The organism is Nonomuraea sp. NPDC005730 (assembly GCF_040630865.1).
In the GTDB taxonomy this organism is placed as follows: domain Bacteria; phylum Actinomycetota; class Actinomycetes; order Streptosporangiales; family Streptosporangiaceae; genus Nonomuraea.
This window is the reverse complement of sequence record NZ_JBEXYK010000002.1, coordinates 483912-501309: the sequence shown is the minus strand read 5'-3', so window position 1 is coordinate 501309 and position 17398 is coordinate 483912. Positions and strand designations below refer to the sequence as shown.

Sequence of the window (17398 nt, the reverse complement as noted above, 5' to 3'; positions counted from 1 at the left end):
GGCGCCCCCCACGGCGGCGCCCCCGGCGCCCCCGGCGCGCCTCACGGAGGCACGCCCGGCGGCCCCCAGAGCGGCGTTCCCGGCGGCCCCCAGAGCGGCGGTCCTCAGGGCGTTCCCGGCGGTCCTCAAGCCAACGGCATGGGCGGTCCGGCCGCGCAGGCCGGTGCCATGGGCGGTCCGGGCGCGCAGGGCGCGGTGCCGCACGGGCACCCGCACGGTGGCATGCCGGGCGCTCCTCAGGTGGGGCACCCCGGTGGCCCCCAGGCGGGGAACGCGGGGGCGACCAGGGTCGGCGGTCCCGGCGGTCCGCAGGGCGGGTCGTCCGGCGGAGCGCCGGACAAGCAGCGGCGGACGCTGACGCTCGCCCTCTCCGGCGCGGCCGCCGCCGCGCTGCTGGTGGTGGCCGGCGCCGTGGTGGTGCAGGCCAACAGCGACAAGGTCGCCGTGACCTCCACCGGCAACACCTCCCAGAACCCCGCCGGCGACGGACAGGGCGCCGGGCAGCCCGAGCCGCCGGTCGCCGAGGTGACCCCGGACCCGATCCTCACGGCGGACACCGGCGAGCCCGTCCCCACGCTGGACGTCGGCCAGGCCGAGCCGCCCAAGAAGGTCAAGCACACCAAGGAACCGGTCATCACGGTCCCGAACCCGGTGACGACCGTGCCGACGGCCCACCCGGCCACCAAGAGCCCCACCCCCAAGCCCACCCCCACCAAGAAGAAGCCCACGGGCTTGATCGACGGCGAGGACCAGCCGAGCACACCCCCGACCCCCGGCTCCGCGACCACGATCTCGGGCCCGGCCAAGAAGCCGGCGACGAGCAAGCCCACCGTCAAGCCCACCGTCAAGCCCACCGTCAAGCCGACCGCCACGCCCAAGCCGAACACCTACAACGTGGTGACCGTCTGCGGCTCCGGCTACAAGGTGATCGACAAGCACGCGCTGGGCACCTCGGCCACGATCTACCTGCTCTACAACACCGGCGCGGGCAAGAACTGCGTGGTCACGATGTCGAAGCTGGTCTATCCCGGCAAGGTCTCCATGAACGCCACCCTCCAGGTCCAGGGCGGCGCGAGCGGCGGCAACCCGGGCAAGTTCACCGCGTACGCGGGCCCGGTCCGGCTGGCGGCCGTGAAGAAGTGCGTGATCTGGGGCGGTTCGTGGAACTCGCTGAGCTGGAAGTCCGGCTGGAGCCACTGCACCTGACGTGACGGCGCGCGGCGGGACCCCTTCCTTCCGCGCGCCCCGCTCGCTACGGTGACTGACGTGATCGTCAGGTCCCTGACCCTGCGTGGCAAGCGCACCCGGGCCACGTTGCTCGCGGCCGGGCGTGAGGCGTTCGAGGAGCACGGGTATGACGCCGTGCGGATCGACGACGTGTGCGCGCGGGCCGGGGTCTCCCACGGCACCTTCTACACGTACTTCGACTCCAAGGAGTCGCTGTTCGGGGAGGTGGCGCAGACGGTGGTCGGCGAGATGTTCGCGGCGAGCGCGGTCGGCGACGCCGCCGCCGGCGACCCGTACGCCCGCATCGAGGCCGCCAACCGCCTCTACCTGCGGGCCTGGGCGGCCAACTCGCGCCTGGTCCGCATGGTGGAGCACGCCGCCGACGCCGACGCCCGCTTCGGGCGGCTGGTGCTGGAGCTGCGCGAGGCGTTCGTCCGGCGCGGCGCCGAGGGGCTGCGCCGGCTGCAGGAGCAGGGCCTGGCCGACCCCTCGCTCGACCCGCGGCTGACGGCCGTCATGCTGGGCGGCATGGTCGAGCACTTCGCCCACGTGTGGCTGGATCTCGGGGAGCGGGCCGGCGAGCAGGACGCCGTCGACCACCTGACCCGGCTGTGGGCGCGGGCCATCGGGCTGACGCCCACGTCGACTTCGCGACAGGAGGCCCTGTGATCAGGAGCCGGCTCGACCCGCACGGCGCCGAGCACCTGGCCCGGCGCGCGGCCATGCTCGCCAAGCTGGCCGAGCTCGACGCCGAGCACGCCAAGGCGGTGGCCGGCGGCGGCGAGAAGTACGTCGAGCGCCACCGCCGGCGCGGCAAGCTGCTCGCCAGGGAGCGCGTCGAGCTGCTGATCGACCCCGACTCGCCGTTCCTGGAGCTGTCGCCGCTGGCCGCGTGGGGCAGCGAGTTCCAGGTGGGCGCGGGCATGGTGACCGGCATCGGGGTGATCGAGGGCGTCGAGTGCCTGATCACCGCGAACGACCCCACGGTCAGGGGCGGCGCGTCCAACCCGTGGACGTTGCGCAAGTCGCTGCGCGCGGCCGACATCGCGCTGGCCAACCGGCTCCCGTACGTCAACCTGGTCGAGAGCGGCGGCGCCGACCTGCCGACGCAGAAGGAGATCTTCATCCCGGGCGGCCGGATCTTCCGCGACCTGACGCGGCTGTCAGCGGCGGGCGTCCCGACGGTGGCGCTGGTCTTCGGCAACTCCACGGCCGGCGGCGCGTACGTGCCCGGCATGAGCGACTACGTGGTGATGGTCCGCGACCGCGCCAAGGTGTTCCTCGGCGGCCCGCCGCTGGTGAAGATGGCCACCGGCGAGGAGTCCGACGACGAGTCGCTGGGCGGCGCCGAGATGCACGCCAGGACCAGCGGCCTGGCCGACTACCTGGCCGAGGACGAGCACGACGCGCTGCGCATCGGCCGCGCCGTCGTGCGCTCGCTCAACTGGCGCAAGCAGGGCGTGGCGCCGCTGCCCGCCCGCGAGCCCGCCTACCCGGCCGACGAGCTGCTGGGGATCGTCCCGGAGGACCTGAAGATCCCCTTCGACCCGCGCGAGGTGATCGCCCGCGTGGTGGACGGCAGCGAGTTCGAGGAGTTCAAGCCCCTGTACGGCCCCTCGCTGGTCACCGGCTGGGCGCGGGTCCACGGTTACCCGGTGGGGGTGCTGGCCAACGCGCGCGGGGTGCTGTTCAGCCAGGAGTCGCAGAAGGCCACCCAGTTCATCCAGCTCGCGAACCAGTCGCGCACGCCGCTGCTGTTCCTGCAGAACACCACCGGCTACATGGTGGGCAAGGACTACGAGCAAGGCGGCATCATCAAGCACGGCGCCATGATGATCAACGCCGTGTCGAACTCAACCGTGCCCCACCTGACCGTCGTCATGGGCGCCTCCTACGGCGCCGGCAACTACGGCATGTGCGGGCGCGCCTACGACCCCCGTTTCCTGTTCAGCTGGCCGAGCGCCAAGTCGGCGGTGATGGGCCCGGCCCAGCTCGCCGGGGTGCTGTCGATCGTCGGGCGGGCCGCGGCGCAGGCCAGGGGGCAGGTCTACGACGAGGAGGCCGACGCGGCGATGCGTGCCATGGTGGAGTCCCAGATCGAGGCGGAGTCGTTGCCGTTCTTCCTGTCGGGGCGGCTCTACGACGACGGGGTGATCGACCCGCGCGACACCCGTACGGTGCTGGGGATGTGCCTGTCGGCGATCAACAGCGCGCCGGTGCCGCCCGCGGCGGGGTTCGGGGTGTTCCGCCCGTGATCACCCGTCTGCTCGTGGCCAACCGGGGCGAGATCGCCCGCCGGGTCTTCCGCACCTGCCGCTCGCTCGGCCTCTCCACGGTCGCCGTCTTCTCCGACGCCGACTCGGGCGCGCCGCACGCCCGCGAGGCCGACCTCGCCGTCCGCCTGCCGGGGTCCCGTCCGGCCGAGACCTACCTGGCGGCCCACCGGATCATCGAGGCGTGCCGGGCCTCCGGCGCCGACGCGGTGCACCCGGGCTACGGGTTCCTGTCGGAGAACGCCGCGTTCGCGCGGGCCGTGCTGGACGCCGGGCTCACGTGGGTGGGGCCGCCGCCCGAGGCGATCGAGGCGATGGGGTCGAAGATCGCGGCGAAGCGGCTGATGGCCGAGGCCGGGGTGCCGGTGCTGCCCTCGCTCGACCTGGCCGCGCCGGACGAGTTCCCGCTGCTGGTGAAGGCGTCCGCCGGCGGGGGCGGGCGCGGGATGCGGATCGTCAGGCACGCCGGTGAGCTGGCCGCCGAGGTGGAGTCGGCGCGGCGGGAGGCCGAGGCGGCCTTCGGCGACGGCGCCGTGTTCGCCGAGCCGCTGCTGGAGGCCGCCCGGCACGTCGAGGTGCAGGTGCTGGCCGACGGGCACGGCACGGTGTGGGCGTTGGGCGAGCGGGAGTGCAGCGTCCAGCGCAGGCACCAGAAGGTCGTCGAGGAGTGCCCGTCGCCGGGGATCTCGGAGCGCACCCGCGAGCTGCTGTGCGCGGCGGCCGTGCGCGCGGCCCGGCGGATCGGCTACGTCGGGGCCGGCACGGTGGAGTTCCTGGTCAAGGGCGAGCGGGTGGCGTTCCTGGAGATGAACACCCGGCTCCAGGTCGAGCATCCGGTCACCGAGCTGGTGTTCGGCGTCGACCTCGTCCGGCTGCAGCTGGAGGTGGCCGAGGGCGCGGCGCTGCCGCCCGAGCCGCCCGCGCCGCGCGGCCACGCGATCGAGGCGCGGCTGTACGCCGAGGACGCCGCCTACGTGCCGCAGACGGGCGTGCTGCGCCGGTTCGAGGTGCCGGGGGACGTCCGGGTCGACTCGGGCGTCGAGTCGGGGTCGCAGGTGTCGCCGCACTACGACGCGATGCTGGCCAAGATCGTCGCGTACGGCGCGACGCGGGCGGCGGCGGCGCGGAAGCTGGCCGCGTCCCTGCGCGGGGCCCGGCTGCACGGCCTCACCACCAACCGCGACCTGCTGCTGGACGTCGTGACCAGCCCGGCCTTCCTGGCGGGCGAGACGAACACCGCCTTCCTCGCCCCCGGCGGCCCGCTGTCGCCGCTGTCGTCCCCGCCTTCCGGCGACAGCGCGCTGCCGGCGCTGGCCGCCGCGCTCGCCATGGCCGCCGCGCACCGGCGCGACGCCCCCGTCCTGGCCGGGCTGCCCACCGGCTGGCGCAACGTGCGCTCGCAGGCCGCCCGCGCCCGCTTCGAGGAGGCCGACGTCGTCTACGACCCGCTGCCCGCGGGCGTCACGGTGGTCTCCGCGCGGCCGGAGGAGGTGGTCCTGGAACGCGACGGCCTGCGGCGGACGTTCCAGGTCGCCCGGTACGACGGCGACGAGCGCGTCTACGTCGACTCCCCCATGGGCGCGGCCGTGCTGACGCCGGTGCCGCGCCTGCCCGAGCCGGTCGAGCACGTCGCCCCGGGCTCCCTGCTCGCGCCCATGCCGGGCAGCGTGCTGCGGGTCGAGGTGGCCGAGGGTGACACGGTGGCCCGCGGCCAGCCGGTCCTGGTGCTGGAGGCGATGAAGATGGAGCATCGCATCGCCGCCCCCGCGGGCGGCGTGGTGTCGGACGTACGCGTCGAGAAGGGACAGCAGGTCGAAGCCGGGGCCGTGCTGGCGATCATTCAGGAGGAGACCACATGACGAGCCTGGTGCACAGGGAGCTGGCGGAGGGCGTGGCCACCGTCACGCTCGACTCGCCGGCCAACCGCAACGCGCTGTCCAGGCGGCTGCTGGCCGAGCTGGCCGAGCACCTGCGCTGGGCGCTGGCCGAGCCGGGGGCCCGGGTGATCGTGCTGACCGGCACGGGCCGGGTGTTCTGCTCGGGCGCCGACCTGAAGGAGCAGCGCGGCGACGCGGACGCGCCGGTGACGGCGTCCTTCCCGGAGATCATGACGCTGCTCTGGGAGAGCCCGAAACCGGTGATCTGCCGCCTGAACGGCACGGCCCGCGCGGGCGGCCTCGGCCTGGTCGCCGCGTGCGACTTCGCGATCGCGCCGGACACGGCGTCGTTCGCGTTCACCGAGGTGCGGCTCGGGGTGGTGCCCGCCATGATCTCGGTGCCCGTGCTGCGCAGGCTCGACCCGCGGGCGGCGGCCGAGTACTTCCTGACCGGCGAGGTGTTCGACGCCGCCACGGCGGCCCGCATCGGCCTGCTGACCAGGGCCGTCCCGGAGGCCGAGCTCGACGCGACCGTGCACCACTACGCGGGGATGCTGGCCAGGGGCGGCCCCGAGGCGCTGGCCATCACCAAGCGGCTGGTGCGGGAGGTCCCGGCGGTGTCGTTCGAGGAGGGCCTGCGGCGGATGAGCGAGCTGTCGGCCGAGCGGTTCACCTCGGCCGAGGGGCAGGAGGGCATCGCGGCGTTCATGGACAAGCGCCCGCCCAAGTGGGTGCCGTGATGGCGCTGCGCATCGCGAACTGCAGCGGTTTCTACGGCGACCGGCTCTCGGCGGCCAGGGAGATGGTCGAGGGCGGCCCGATCGACGTGCTCACCGGCGACTGGCTGGCCGAGCTGACCATGCTCATCCTGGCCGGCAACCGGCTCAAGGGCCGCCCCGGCTACGCCCCCACGTTCCTGCGCCAGCTGGAGGACGTGCTCGGCCCGTGCCTCGACCGCGGCATCAAAATCGTGACGAACGCGGGCGGCCTCGACCCGGCCGGGTGCGCCGAGGCCGTGCACGAGCTGGCCGCCCGGCTGGGCCTGTCCCCCAAGGTCGCCCACGTGACCGGCGACGACCTCATGGGCCGCCCGCTCGACCTGGTCCACGCCGACACCGGCGAGCGCGCGCCGGCCGCGCCGCTGACCGCGAACGCCTACCTCGGCGGCCGTCCCATCGCCGCCGCGCTGTCGGCGGGCGCGGACGTCGTGGTGACCGGCCGCGTGACGGACGCCGCCCTGGTCACCGGCCCCGGCATCTGGCGGTACGGGTGGGGCCCCGGCGACCTCGACCCGCTGGCCGGCTCGGTCGTCGCGGGTCACGTCATCGAGTGCGGCTGCCAGGCCACGGGCGGCAACTACGCCTTCTTCCAGGACGTGCCCGACCTGGCCCACTGCGGCTTCCCCATCGCCGAGCTGCGCGCCGACGGCTCGGCCGTGATCACCAAGCATCCGGGCACGGGCGGCCTGGTCTCGGTCGGCACGGTCACCGCGCAGCTCGTCTACGAGCTGGGCGGCCCGCGCTACCTGGGCCCCGACGTGGTGGCCAGGTTCGACACGATCACGCTCTCGGACGACGGCCCCGACCGGGTGCTGATCTCCGGCACGCGGGGCGAGCCGCCGCCGGACACGCTCAAGGTCGCCGTCAACTACCCGGCCGGCTACCGCAACACGATGACGCTCGTCCTGACCGGCCTGGACGTCGAGGCCAAGGCGCGGGTCGCCGAGGAGGCCGTCTGGGCGCGGGTGCCGCGCGAGACCTTCGACCAGGTGGACGTGACGCTGACGGACGCGGGGCTGCTGCGGATCACCGTCATGGACGCCGACCGGCGCACGGCGGGCCGGGTCTTCTCCTCGGCCGTCGTGGAGACGGGCCTGTCCAGCTACCCGGGCTTCCACGGCCTCACCCCGCCCGGCGACGCCTCCCCGTACGGGGTGTACTGGCCGGTCCTGGTGCCGGCCTCGCAGGTGCGCCCGCGGGTCTTCCTGGACGGCGTGGAGCTGCCCGCCCAGGAGGAGCCTCCGGTCCCCGCGGGCGGGCCGGTCCCCGAGCCGCCCGCGCCGCCGGTCCCGGCGCCGCCCGGCGGGCCTGCCGTACGCGTGCCTCTGGGCCGGGTGGCGGGGGCGCGCTCCGGCGACAAGGGCGGCGATGCCAACCTCGGCGTCTGGGCCGCGACCGACGAGCAGTACGCCTGGCTGGCGGCCACCCTCACCGCCGACCGGCTCACGTCCCTGCTGCCGGAGCTGGCCGCCCACCGCGTCGAGCGGCACGAGCTGCCCAACATCAGGGCGCTCAACTTCGTCGTGCACGGGCTGCTGGGCAGGGGCGTGGCGGCCAGCCCGCGCATGGATCCGCAGGCCAAGGCCCTGGGCGAGGAGCTACGCGCCCAGGTGGTCGACGTGCCCGCCGCCCTGCTCCCCCAGCGCCCGCAGGCCGAGCAGCCCGGCGCCTAGCAGGCCCGCGTCCACGCCGAGCGCCGACACCCGTACCTCGGGCGCGGGGCGGAAGGCGAGCCGCGCGGCCAGCCGGGCGCGCAGCGGGGTCAGCAGGGCGTCCCCGGCCAGCGACAGGCCGCCGCCGATGACGATCACCGCGGGGTCCAGCACCAGCGTGTACGTGGCCAGGGCCAGCGCCAGCGCCTCCACGGCCGCCGACCACACGCGGGCGGCCGGCTCGTCCCCGGCGGCGGCCCGGCGGACGACGTCCTCGGCGGAGGTCTCGCCGGCGCGGGCGGCGACGGAGGCGGCCGAGGCGTAGGCGGACAGGCAGCCGCGCTGCCCGCACGGGCACGGGAGCCCGCCCGGACGCACCGGGATGTGCCCGATCTGCCCGGCCCAGCCGGCGGCGCCGCCGTACAGGGAGCCGGTCAGGACGGCGGCTCCGGCGATGCCGGTGCCGATGGGCAGGTACAGCGCATCGGGGGCCGCCGATCCGTACGCCAGCTCCGCCTCGCCGGCCGAGCGCACGTCGTGGCCGAGGGAGAGGGGGAGCCTCCCGTCGGTGAAGGCCGCGGCGGGCACGTCCCGCCAGCCGAACGCGGCCGAGAAGACCGCCCGCCCGGACGCGACCAGGCCGGGCACGGCCAGGCCCACGGCCGCCGGACGAAGCAGGGCACCGTCGACGGTCCGCGGCGCGCTCAGGTCGGCGACGAAGGCGGAGATCGCCGCTATCACGCGTTCCGGCCCCTCGGTGCGGGGGGTGGGACGGCGTTCCCGGTAGAGGATGCCGCCGTCCTGGGCGATCAATCCGCCCTTGAGGGTTGTCCCGCCCACATCGACTGCCACCACACACGTCATCCACCCATATTCCCCCAATGAGGGATCATGTCTGCCATGACGCTGCGCCGCCTGCCGTTCATGCCGGCCCTGGGTTGACCGGTCTGCGGAGGCTCTCATAGGTTGAAGCTCTCCAGAATATCGTTCTGCCAAAGGGCGGCCATGGCCTCCACCCACATCGACGTCAGCGCCATCGACCTCGACGACCTCGGCGCGTGGATGGACGCCGAGGGGCTGCCGGGCGGGACGATCACGGAGGTCGCGCCGATCCCCGGCGGCACCCAGAACGTCATGGTCCGCCTCGAACGCGGCGGCCGGCCGTACGTGCTGCGCAGGCCGCCCCTGCATGCCAGGGCCAGGAGCAACGAGGTGCTGCGGCGCGAGGCGCGGCTGCTGGCGGCGCTGAGCGGCACGGCGGTGCCCGCGCCGCGGCTGGTGGCCGCGCAGACCGCCCGGGAGCCGGTGTTCTACCTGATGGAGCCGGTGGCCGGGTTCAACCCCTCGACCGGGCTGCCCGAGCCGCACGCCTCCGACGCGGCGATCCGGCACCGGATGGGCCTGGAGGCCGCCGCCGCGCTGGCCGAGCTGGGCCGGGTCGATCCGGCGGTGCTGCCAGGGTTCGGCCGTCCCGAGGGCTTCCTCGACCGGCAGGTGCCGCGCTGGCTGAAGGAGCTCGACTCCTACGGCGAGCTCGACGGCTACCCCGGCCCCGACATCCCCGGCCTCGACGCCACCGCCGACTGGCTGACCCGCCACCGGCCGGCCGCGTTCGTCCCGGGGATCATGCACGGCGACTACCACTTCGCCAACCTGATGTTCGCCCTCGACGGGCCCCGGGTGGCGGCGATCGTCGACTGGGAGATGTGCACGATCGGCGACCCGCTGCTCGACCTGGGCTGGCTGCTGGCCACCTGGCCGGTGAACAACGGGCACGTGCCGGGGCTGCCCTCGGAGCGGGAGCTGGTCGCGTACTACGCGGCGCTGTCGGAGCGCGACCTGTCGGCGATCGACTGGTACGCGGTGCTGGCCTGCTTCAAGCTCGGCATCGTGCTGGAGGGCACGCACGCGCGGGCGTTCGCCGGCAAGGCGCCCCGGGACATCGGCGACGTGCTGCACGCGACCACCCTCGGTCTGTTCGCCCGCGCCCACGACATCACGCAAGGCTTGTTGCGCTGAACCCGATGCGAGAAAAGGATCACGCCGGACGCCCAGATGCGTACAATTGCGCGCAATTGCATCTGGCATTCGGGGAAAGGATCGTCATGCGCATGCGGTTCCTCGGCTCCACCTCGGAGGCGGGCGCCTGCCCCACCCTGTACGAGACCGATCGCGGCACCATCGTCGTCCAGGGACTTCACGTCACCGACCCCGAGGCGCTCGCGGACCTCCGCGACGTGCTCGACGGCGAGGCCGCCGTCGAGGTGCCCCGCGAGCTCCTCACCGAGATCGCCCGCCGGGTCCTGGCCGACGGATCAGCCGGCGCCCGGCCCACCAGCGACGGGACACCGTCGGCAACCGCTTGATCACGATTGCGCGGCTGGGCCTGGCATGATCGGTGCCCGCGGAGCTAGCCTCTTGCCGCGTGACGTCCTATCAGCAGGCGCGCATCGACCTCGGCGGCCAGCTTCGCCAGCTGCGCGAGGCCGCCCGCCTGTCGGGCAAAGACCTGGCCGAGCGGCTGCGCTGGCAGCCGTCCAAGGTCTCCCGCCTGGAGAACGCCAGGCAGACGGCGACCGAGGATGACGTGGTCGTGTGGGCGCAGGCCGTGGGGGCCGCGCCCGACACGACCGACGAGCTCATCAGGCAGGCCATCGCGCTGCTGGAGCGGCACGACGACTGGAAGCAGCGTCACCGCAGCGGCCTGGCCGCCATCCAGGAGGACATCCGCGACCTGGAGGCGCGCACGAAGCTGTTCCGCGTCTTCGAGCCCGGCATCGTCGTCGGCCTGCTGCAGACCTCCGAGTACGCCCGGCACGTGTTCCGCAAGGTCAAGCGCCTCTACAGCGCGGCCGACCAGATCGACGCGGCCGTCCGCGTGCGCATGCAGCGCCAGGAGATCCTCTACGACCGCACGCGCACGTTCCGGTTCGTGGTGCCGGAGTCGGCGCTGCGCAGCGCGCTGGCCCCCGCCGACGTCATGCGCGGCCAGCTCGACCGGCTGCTGGCCGTCAGCACGCTGCCGAACGTGGACTTCGGGGTGATCCCCTTCGGCACCGAGCTGCCGTCCGCGCCGATCAACGGGTTCTGGATCTACAACGAGGCCATGGTGGGCGTCGCCACGATGACCAAGGACCTCGTGCTGCGCGACCCCGACGACATCGCCTTCTACGTGCGCGCCTTCGACGACTACGCCAAGGTGGCGGAGTTCGGCGAGCCGGGGCGAGAAGTCATCATCCGTATTCTTCGCGAATACCTGCAACAAACTCCACATTAACCTCAGCAATTGCTTGCCACCCGCAGCAAGATCGTGCAATTCTGTCGCGAGACGTTGCGGAGGTGACGCATGATGCTTGATACCGCGCTCTGCCTTGAGCGGTTCGCGTGGCACGCGGGCCGTCACGCCGATCTTTCGGTGCAGAATGTCGCGCTGGCCAGCGACCCGGCGTACGTGTCGGTGCGCAACCGGTTCTCCGCCACCCTGGCCGAGACGGTGACCTGCTCCGACGACGGCGCGTACATCACGTCGTGGGGCTACCGCCTCGGCACCGCCGAGGACGTCGAGTCGGCGGCGGCCCGCCTGGCCTTCCTGCTGGCCGCCCTGCCCGCCTGACTCAGCCGAACCGCTCCACCGCGATGCCGGCCTCCCCGGCGGCGGCCGTGCGCGCGTGGGCCAGCAGCCGCGCCCTGTCGAGCACGTTGGGATGCAGGGTGTAGCGGATGATCAGGCCGTCGAGCATGGCGTCGATGCGCTCGGCCGCGCCCGCCGGATCGGCGCAGGCGAACTCCCCCGCGTCGGTGCCGGCCGACAACACCTGGGCCAGCGCGTCGAGCCAGGCCGTCTCCAGCTCCAGCATGATCGCGTTGACCGCGGGCTCGCGCAGCGCGGTGTTCCAGGCGTCGATCCAGAGCAGCCAGCTCTGGTCGGAGCGCGACTCGGGGATGTAGTAGCGCAGCACCCGGTCGAGGCGCTCCACCGCCGTGCCGGGGCCGTCGGCCAGCTCCTTGAGCCGGGCGCTCTCGATGTCGAGCGTGGCCCGCAGCATGGCGGTGATCAGCTCGTCCTTGGTCGCGAAGTGGTAGTGGATCAGGCCGCCGCTGACGTTGATGGACTTGGCGATGTCGGCGATGCGCGTGTTGGCCAGGCCGCGTTCGAGCACCACTTTGCGGGTGGCCTCGAGAAGCTCTGCTCTGCGCTGGTCGGCCTGATCGGCCCGGGTCGTACTCGCCACCCGATCAGCCTATAGCGCGCCGCGGGGACGGGCCCCGCGGCCGCTGCCGGTTCCCTCTTGCCCCCGTCCGCTCGTCAGCCGGCGCAGTCGTACAGGCCGGTGTGGCCGTCCACGGCCGCGCAGTTGGCGGTGACCCAGGCGGTCACCTCGGTGTCGCCGCCGCCGGGGCCGCCCCGGCCGCCGGGCAGCACGTACCTGAGCCGTCCCGAGGAGAGGAGCTCCCGGAGGCCGGGGACGGTCATGGCGGGGTCGGAGCCGGTGAAGCCACCCATGGCGATCACCGGGCGGCGGGTGGACAGGATGATCGAGGACGCCTGCTGGGCGCTGCCCACGGCCACCAGCCACGTCGCCCGGCCCTGGTTGGCGACCAGGTACTGCACCGTCGAGTCGGCCACGCCGCCGCCCATGAGACCGCGGCCCCGTGCGCCCGGCTGCCCCTGAGGCGGCTCACTGTCCGGCTGACCCTGAGGCGGCTCCGCGCCCGGCAGGTCGCCCGTACGGCCGCCGGGGAACTCGCCGACCGGTGGCGGGCCGCCGAAGCCGCCGAAGCCGCCCGTACGGCCCGTGGACGGGCCCGCCGTGGGGTTGGTGCCGTTCACCCGCGTCCCCAGCGGTGAGACGGCGTAGGCCGCCGGACCGGCGAGCCCCGCGACCAGAGCGGCCGCCAGCGCCACGACGGTCACCCGGCCCGCCGTCCGCGCCCTGGCCGTCCCGGGCCCTGTCGCGGACCCTGTCACGAGCCCTGTCAGGATTCCTGTCACGAGCGCCGCCACGGCCACTGCGGTCGCCCCGAGCACGACCCAGGCCAGCCACGGCAGCCACTCCGGCGTACGGCGCAGCACCACGAACGCCCACCCGCCGGTCACCGCGACCGCCGCGGGCAGCGCCCACGCCCAGCCCCGCGACCTGCGGTACGCCTGCCACATCACGGTCGCCCCCATGCCGGTCAGCGCGGCCACGGCGGGCGCCATCGCGGTCGTGTAGTAGGGGTGGAACGTGCCACTGGAGAAGCTGAACACGGCGTGGTGCACGACCAGCCAGCCGCCCCAGAGCAGCCAGGCGGCCGCGTCGAAGGGGGTCCCGCGCACCCGCAGCAGCACGGCGAAGGCCAACGCCACCGCGCAGAACGGCAGCAGCCAGGAGATCTGCCCGGCCAGGACGTCGTTGAACAGCCGCCCGGCCCCCGCCTGCCCGCCGAAGTTCGCGCCGCCGAACCCGCCGCCGGCCCGGTCCTGGCCGAAGATCCGGCCGAGCCCGTTGTAGCCGATCACCAGGTCCCGGACCGTGTTGTCGGTCGAGCCGCCGACGTAGGGTCGCGAGGCGGCCGGCCAGAGGTCGACGACCACCATCCACCAGGCGCTGGACACGACCAGCACGACCCCGGCGGCCAGCAGGTGGCCCACCCGCCGGGCCAGGCCGTGGCGGGCGCACGCCAGGTAGGCCACCCCGAACGCCGGCACCACCAGGTACGCCTGCAACATCTTGGCGTTGAACCCGAGCCCCACGAACAGCGCGGCGAGCAGCAGCGGCCGCAGCCGGGCCGTGCGCAGCGACTCCAGGCAGAACCAGGCCGCCAGCACCAGCAGCAGCACGAGCACGGTGTCGGGGTTGTTGTCCCGGTTGATGGCCACCGTGATCGGGGTGAGCGTCATGACCACGGCCGCGACCAGCGCCGCGACGTGCCCCTGACGGGTGCGCCCGAAGGACCTGCGGACCGCCGAGTACACCGCCCCGACGGCCGCCACGCCGGCGAGGACCTGCGGCATCAGCATGCTGTACGTGCCGTAGCCGAAGATCCGCGCCGACAACCCCATGACCCACAGCGCCAGCGGCGGCTTGTCCACCGTGATGAAGGACCCGGCGTCGATCGCGCCGAAGAAGAACGCCTTCCAGCTCCGCGTGCCCGACAGGACGGCGGCGGCGTAGTACTCGTTGGCGTCCCCGCCGAGCGCCCAGGCGTACAGGACGAAGGCGGCGGCCAGCACCGTCCACATCGCGGGCCGCGACCAGCGCGGGTCGCCCACGGCACCGGTCAGCGCGCGGGCGCGGGCGGGCGCGGCGACGGCGGTCACCGCCCGCTCCTGCGCCTGGGGTTGAACACCCACACGCGCAGCAGCAGGAACCGGACGAGGGTGGCCGCCGCGTTGGCCGCGATGACCGCCATCAGCTCCACCCCGTGCGAGACCCCGCCGGGCAGCAGCGCGAGGCTCCCCGACGTCAGCGACAACCCCACCAGGAACGCGATCATGCCTTCGAACTGGTCGCGCAGCGCCCCGCCCGAGCCCTTGACCCCGAACGTGAAGCGGCGGTTGGCCGCCGTGTTGGCCACGGCCGTGACCAGCAGCGCGACCGCGTTGGCCAGCTGCGCGGGGACGACCTGCCGCGACATCGAGAACAGCGCCAGGTAGGCCAGCGTGCTGACCACGCCCACGATCGCGAACCTGGGCAGCTGCCTGGCCATCCCCTTCGGCAGCTCGGCCCGCCGCACCCGGGCGGGCATCGGCAGGCGCGCCGCGCCCGACAGGGTCTTGCGGGCCACCCTGGCCAGCCCGCGCAGGTCGTCGAGGGCGGTCCGCAGGATGTCCACGCGGCTGTCGGGGTCGTCCACCCAGTCGACGGGGACCTCGTGGATGCGCAGGCCGTGCCGCTCGGCCAGCAGCAGCAGCTCGGTGTCGAAGAACCACTGCTCGTCCTCGACGGCGGGCAGCAGCGCCTGCGCGATCTCCGTGCGCACGGCCTTGAACCCGCACTGCGCGTCGGAGAACCCGGCGCCCATCACCGAGCGCAGCAGCAGGTTGTACGAGCGGGAGATGAACTCCCGCTTGGGTCCGCGCTCCACCCGCGAGGCCCTGGCCAGGCGGGTGCCGATGGCCAGGTCGCTGTGGCCCGACAGCAGGGGGGCGACCAGCGGGAGGAAGGCGTCCAGGTCGGTGGACAGGTCGACGTCCATGTAGCTGACGACGTCGGCCTCGCTCGTGGACCAGACCTGGCGCAGGGCCCGGCCGCGGCCCTTCTCGTCGAGGTGCACGGCCCGTACCTGCGGCAGCTCACGGGCCAGCTCGGTGGCCAGCCGCCAGGTGTCGTCGGTGCTGGCGTTGTCGGCGATGGTGATGCGGAAGCCGTACGGGAACGTCGTGGCGAGGTAGGCGTGCAGCCGGGCGACGCTCTCGCGCAGCGCCCGCTGCTCGTTGTGGACCGGGACGACCACCTCTACGAGGCGCGTCCTTACCGCTGTTGTCTCCATGCAGCCAGCTCACGATTCGGGTCTTTAAGAGGACTTATCCGATTGTGAGTGACGAGTGAGAGTTCCGGGAAGATCGATCGTCGCGATCGCGCCGCCGCCGGGCGCGTTGGACAGCCGTACCTTGCCGCCGGTCTCGGACACGGCCTGCGCCACGATCGCCAGGCCCAGCCCGGAGCCGGGCAGGCCGCGGGCCGAGGGCGAGCGCCAGAAGCGCTCGAAGACGTGCGGCAGCTCCTCCTCGGGGATGCCGGGGCCGTGGTCGCGGACCGTCAGCCGGCCGTCCTTGAGCGAGACCTCGACCTGATCCTCGGGGCTGAACTTGCGGGCGTTGTCGATGAGGTTGAGCACGGCGCGTTCGAGCGAGGCGGGGCTGCCGACGACGTACCAGGGGTGCAGGTCGGTGCGCACGTCGGCGCCGCGCAGCCGGGCGCGTTCCGCGGCGGCCGTGACGACGTCGTGCATGGCCAGCTCGACGTGCGGCTCGTGGTCGGTGTCGCCCCTGGCGAGCTGGAGCAGGTCGCCGACCAGCGTGGACAGCTCCGCGAACTGCGCCTTGACGTTGACCAGCAGGCGTTCCTTGGCGCCCGGGTCGAGCTGCCTGCCGGTCTGCTCGCTGCGCAGCAGCAGGTCGATGTTGGTGCGCAGGGTGGTCAGCGGGGTGCGCAGCTCGTGACCGGCGTCGGCGACGAGCTGCTGCTGGCGTTCGCGGGAGCCGGCCAGGGCGGCGGTCATGGCGTTGAAGGAGGAGCTGAGCCGGGCGATCTCGTCGTTGCCCTGGACGGGGATGCGGGTGTTGAGGTCCTCGGTCTCGGCGATGTGCTCGGCCGCCTTGGTCAGCCGGCCCACGGGGCGCAGGGCGGTACGGGAGATGGCCCGTCCCGCCAGTGCGGCGCCGATCACGCCCAGGGCCGCGATGGCGGCGAGCGCGAGCGCGGTGTTACGCAGCGTCAGCTTGATGTGGTAGAGCGGCCGCGCCTCCAGGACGGCCACGCCGGGCGCGAAGTTCAGGGTCACGACGCGCACCTCGTTGCCGTCGCGCGTCACGCCGTTGCGGTAGACCGGCTCGCCGCGTCCGGGTATCGCCTTCTTGTCCTCCTCCGCCGGCACGATCGGCGAGCCGAGCGAGCAGGTCCTGCCGTCGGCGAACAGCAGCGTCGCCATGTCGTGGTAGTCGGAGGAGCCCTCCGGTGTGCAGTTCTCCTGGAGGAACCGCTCGTCGCCCTTGCCCTCGGGCTCCAGGATGGTCTGGTCGAGCTGCCTGATGACCTGGTTCTGCACGATGAACCAGGACAGCCCGGCGCACACCGCGATCGCGATCGCGACCGCGGCCGTGACCAGCAGCGTCAGCCGCGTGCGCAGGCTGTTGCGGATCACGGGGTGGCCCGTAGGACGTACCCCACCCCGCGGACCGTGTGGATCACCCGGGGCTCTCCCCCGGCCTCGGTCTTGCGGCGCAGGTACATGACGTACACGTCGAGGGAGTTGGAGGTCGGCTCGAAGTCGAAGCCCCACACCTCGTTGAGGATCTGGTCGCGGGTCAGGACCTGGCGGGGGTGGGCCAGGAACAGCTCCATCAGCAGGTACTCGGTCCTGGTCAGGTCGAGCCCGCGGTCGCCGCGGGTGACCTCCCTGGTGGCCGGGTCCATGCGCAGGTCGCCGTAGGTGAGCGTGCCGCCGTCGGCGGTGCCCGTGCTGAGCGCGCCACGGCGCAGCAGCGCGCGCACCCGGGCCAGCAGCTCGTCCAGCTCGAACGGCTTGACCAGGTAGTCGTCGGCCCCCGCGTCGAGCCCGGACACCCGGTCGCCGACGGCGTCGCGGGCGGTGAGCATGAGCACGGGGATGTGGTTGCCCTGGGCCCGCAGCCGCCGGCAGGCGGTGAGCCCGTCGAGCCGCGGCATCATCACGTCGAGCAGCACCGCGTCGTACGGCTCCGCGGCCAGCGCCTCCAGCGCCGCCTGGCCGTCGTTGGCGGTGCCGACCCGGTAGCCCTCGAACTCCAGGCTCGACTGCAGCGCCTCGCGCAACGCGGGCTCGTCGTCCACCACCAGCAACCGTGCGGGCTCACTCATGTGTCACAAGATATGAGCCCACTATGAGAACACGATGAACGGGTT

15 protein-coding genes and 1 pseudogene are annotated in these 17398 nt (G+C 73.5%); 10 read left to right on the top strand and 6 right to left on the bottom strand.

Going from position 1 to position 17398, the window contains the following annotated elements:
• The 6 genes and pseudogenes from ABZ444_RS04985 to ABZ444_RS04960 form a co-directional block, all read left to right on the top strand.
• Positions 1–1206: pseudogene (locus ABZ444_RS04985) on the top strand (hypothetical protein); the annotation flags it as partial.
• Positions 1207–1266: 60 nt separating this feature from the next.
• Positions 1267–1896, top strand: coding sequence for a TetR/AcrR family transcriptional regulator (locus tag ABZ444_RS04980; protein ID WP_357992782.1), 630 nt, complete (start codon positions 1267–1269; stop codon positions 1894–1896).
• Positions 1897–1949: 53 nt separating this feature from the next.
• Positions 1950–3482, top strand: a complete 1533-nt coding sequence (locus tag ABZ444_RS04975; protein ID WP_357992812.1) for an acyl-CoA carboxylase subunit beta — start codon at positions 1950–1952, stop codon at positions 3480–3482.
• Positions 3479–5359, top strand: a complete 1881-nt coding sequence (locus ABZ444_RS04970) for a biotin carboxylase N-terminal domain-containing protein (protein ID WP_357992779.1) — start codon at positions 3479–3481, stop codon at positions 5357–5359. The genes ABZ444_RS04975 and ABZ444_RS04970 overlap by 4 nt, the downstream gene beginning before the upstream one ends.
• Positions 5356–6117, top strand: coding sequence for an enoyl-CoA hydratase-related protein (locus tag ABZ444_RS04965; RefSeq protein WP_357992776.1), 762 nt, complete (start codon positions 5356–5358; stop codon positions 6115–6117). The genes ABZ444_RS04970 and ABZ444_RS04965 overlap by 4 nt, the downstream gene beginning before the upstream one ends.
• Positions 6117–7829, top strand: a complete 1713-nt coding sequence (locus ABZ444_RS04960) for an acyclic terpene utilization AtuA family protein (protein ID WP_357992773.1) — start codon at positions 6117–6119, stop codon at positions 7827–7829. Before ABZ444_RS04965 ends, ABZ444_RS04960 begins: the two co-directional genes overlap by 1 nt.
• On the opposite strand, the gene ABZ444_RS04955 is transcribed toward ABZ444_RS04960, so the two are convergent.
• Complete coding sequence (locus tag ABZ444_RS04955; RefSeq protein WP_357992770.1) at positions 7755–8672, bottom strand: ROK family protein; 918 nt, start codon at positions 8670–8672, stop codon at positions 7755–7757. The genes ABZ444_RS04960 and ABZ444_RS04955 overlap by 75 nt on opposite strands.
• Positions 8673–8813: 141 nt before the next feature.
• Between ABZ444_RS04955 and ABZ444_RS04950 the strand changes: the two genes are divergently transcribed.
• From ABZ444_RS04950 to ABZ444_RS04935, 4 genes are all read left to right on the top strand, one after another.
• Positions 8814–9827, top strand: coding sequence for a phosphotransferase family protein (locus tag ABZ444_RS04950; protein ID WP_357992767.1), 1014 nt, complete (start codon positions 8814–8816; stop codon positions 9825–9827).
• Positions 9828–9913: 86 nt separating this feature from the next.
• On the top strand, positions 9914–10174 hold the full coding sequence (locus ABZ444_RS04945) for a hypothetical protein (protein WP_357964568.1): 261 nt from the start codon (positions 9914–9916) through the stop codon (positions 10172–10174).
• 59 nt (positions 10175–10233) lie between these two features.
• A complete protein-coding gene (locus ABZ444_RS04940; protein WP_357992764.1) occupies positions 10234–11085 on the top strand; it encodes a helix-turn-helix transcriptional regulator in 852 nt (283 codons plus the stop codon).
• Positions 11086–11154: 69 nt separating this feature from the next.
• A complete protein-coding gene (locus ABZ444_RS04935) occupies positions 11155–11421 on the top strand; it encodes a hypothetical protein (protein ID WP_352320256.1) in 267 nt (88 codons plus the stop codon).
• A gap of 1 nt (position 11422) precedes the next feature.
• Here ABZ444_RS04935 and ABZ444_RS04930 read toward each other — a convergent pair whose 3' ends face one another.
• The 5 genes from ABZ444_RS04930 to ABZ444_RS04910 all read right to left on the bottom strand — a co-directional run bounded on the left by ABZ444_RS04930 (position 11423) and on the right by ABZ444_RS04910 (position 17353).
• A complete protein-coding gene (locus ABZ444_RS04930; protein WP_357992761.1) occupies positions 11423–12040 on the bottom strand; it encodes a TetR family transcriptional regulator C-terminal domain-containing protein in 618 nt (205 codons plus the stop codon).
• 74 nt (positions 12041–12114) lie between these two features.
• Complete coding sequence (locus tag ABZ444_RS04925) at positions 12115–14112, bottom strand: glycosyltransferase family 39 protein (RefSeq protein ID WP_357992758.1); 1998 nt, start codon at positions 14110–14112, stop codon at positions 12115–12117.
• Complete coding sequence (locus ABZ444_RS04920) at positions 14109–15284, bottom strand: bifunctional glycosyltransferase family 2/GtrA family protein (RefSeq protein ID WP_357992755.1); 1176 nt, start codon at positions 15282–15284, stop codon at positions 14109–14111. The genes ABZ444_RS04925 and ABZ444_RS04920 overlap by 4 nt, the downstream gene beginning before the upstream one ends.
• 24 nt (positions 15285–15308) lie before the next feature.
• Entirely contained in the window at positions 15309–16658 is a 1350-nt protein-coding gene (locus tag ABZ444_RS04915) for a HAMP domain-containing sensor histidine kinase (protein ID WP_357992752.1), read from the bottom strand.
• Complete coding sequence (locus tag ABZ444_RS04910; RefSeq protein WP_357992749.1) at positions 16655–17353, bottom strand: response regulator transcription factor; 699 nt, start codon at positions 17351–17353, stop codon at positions 16655–16657. The genes ABZ444_RS04915 and ABZ444_RS04910 overlap by 4 nt, the downstream gene beginning before the upstream one ends.
• Positions 17354–17398: the final 45 nt, after the last annotated feature.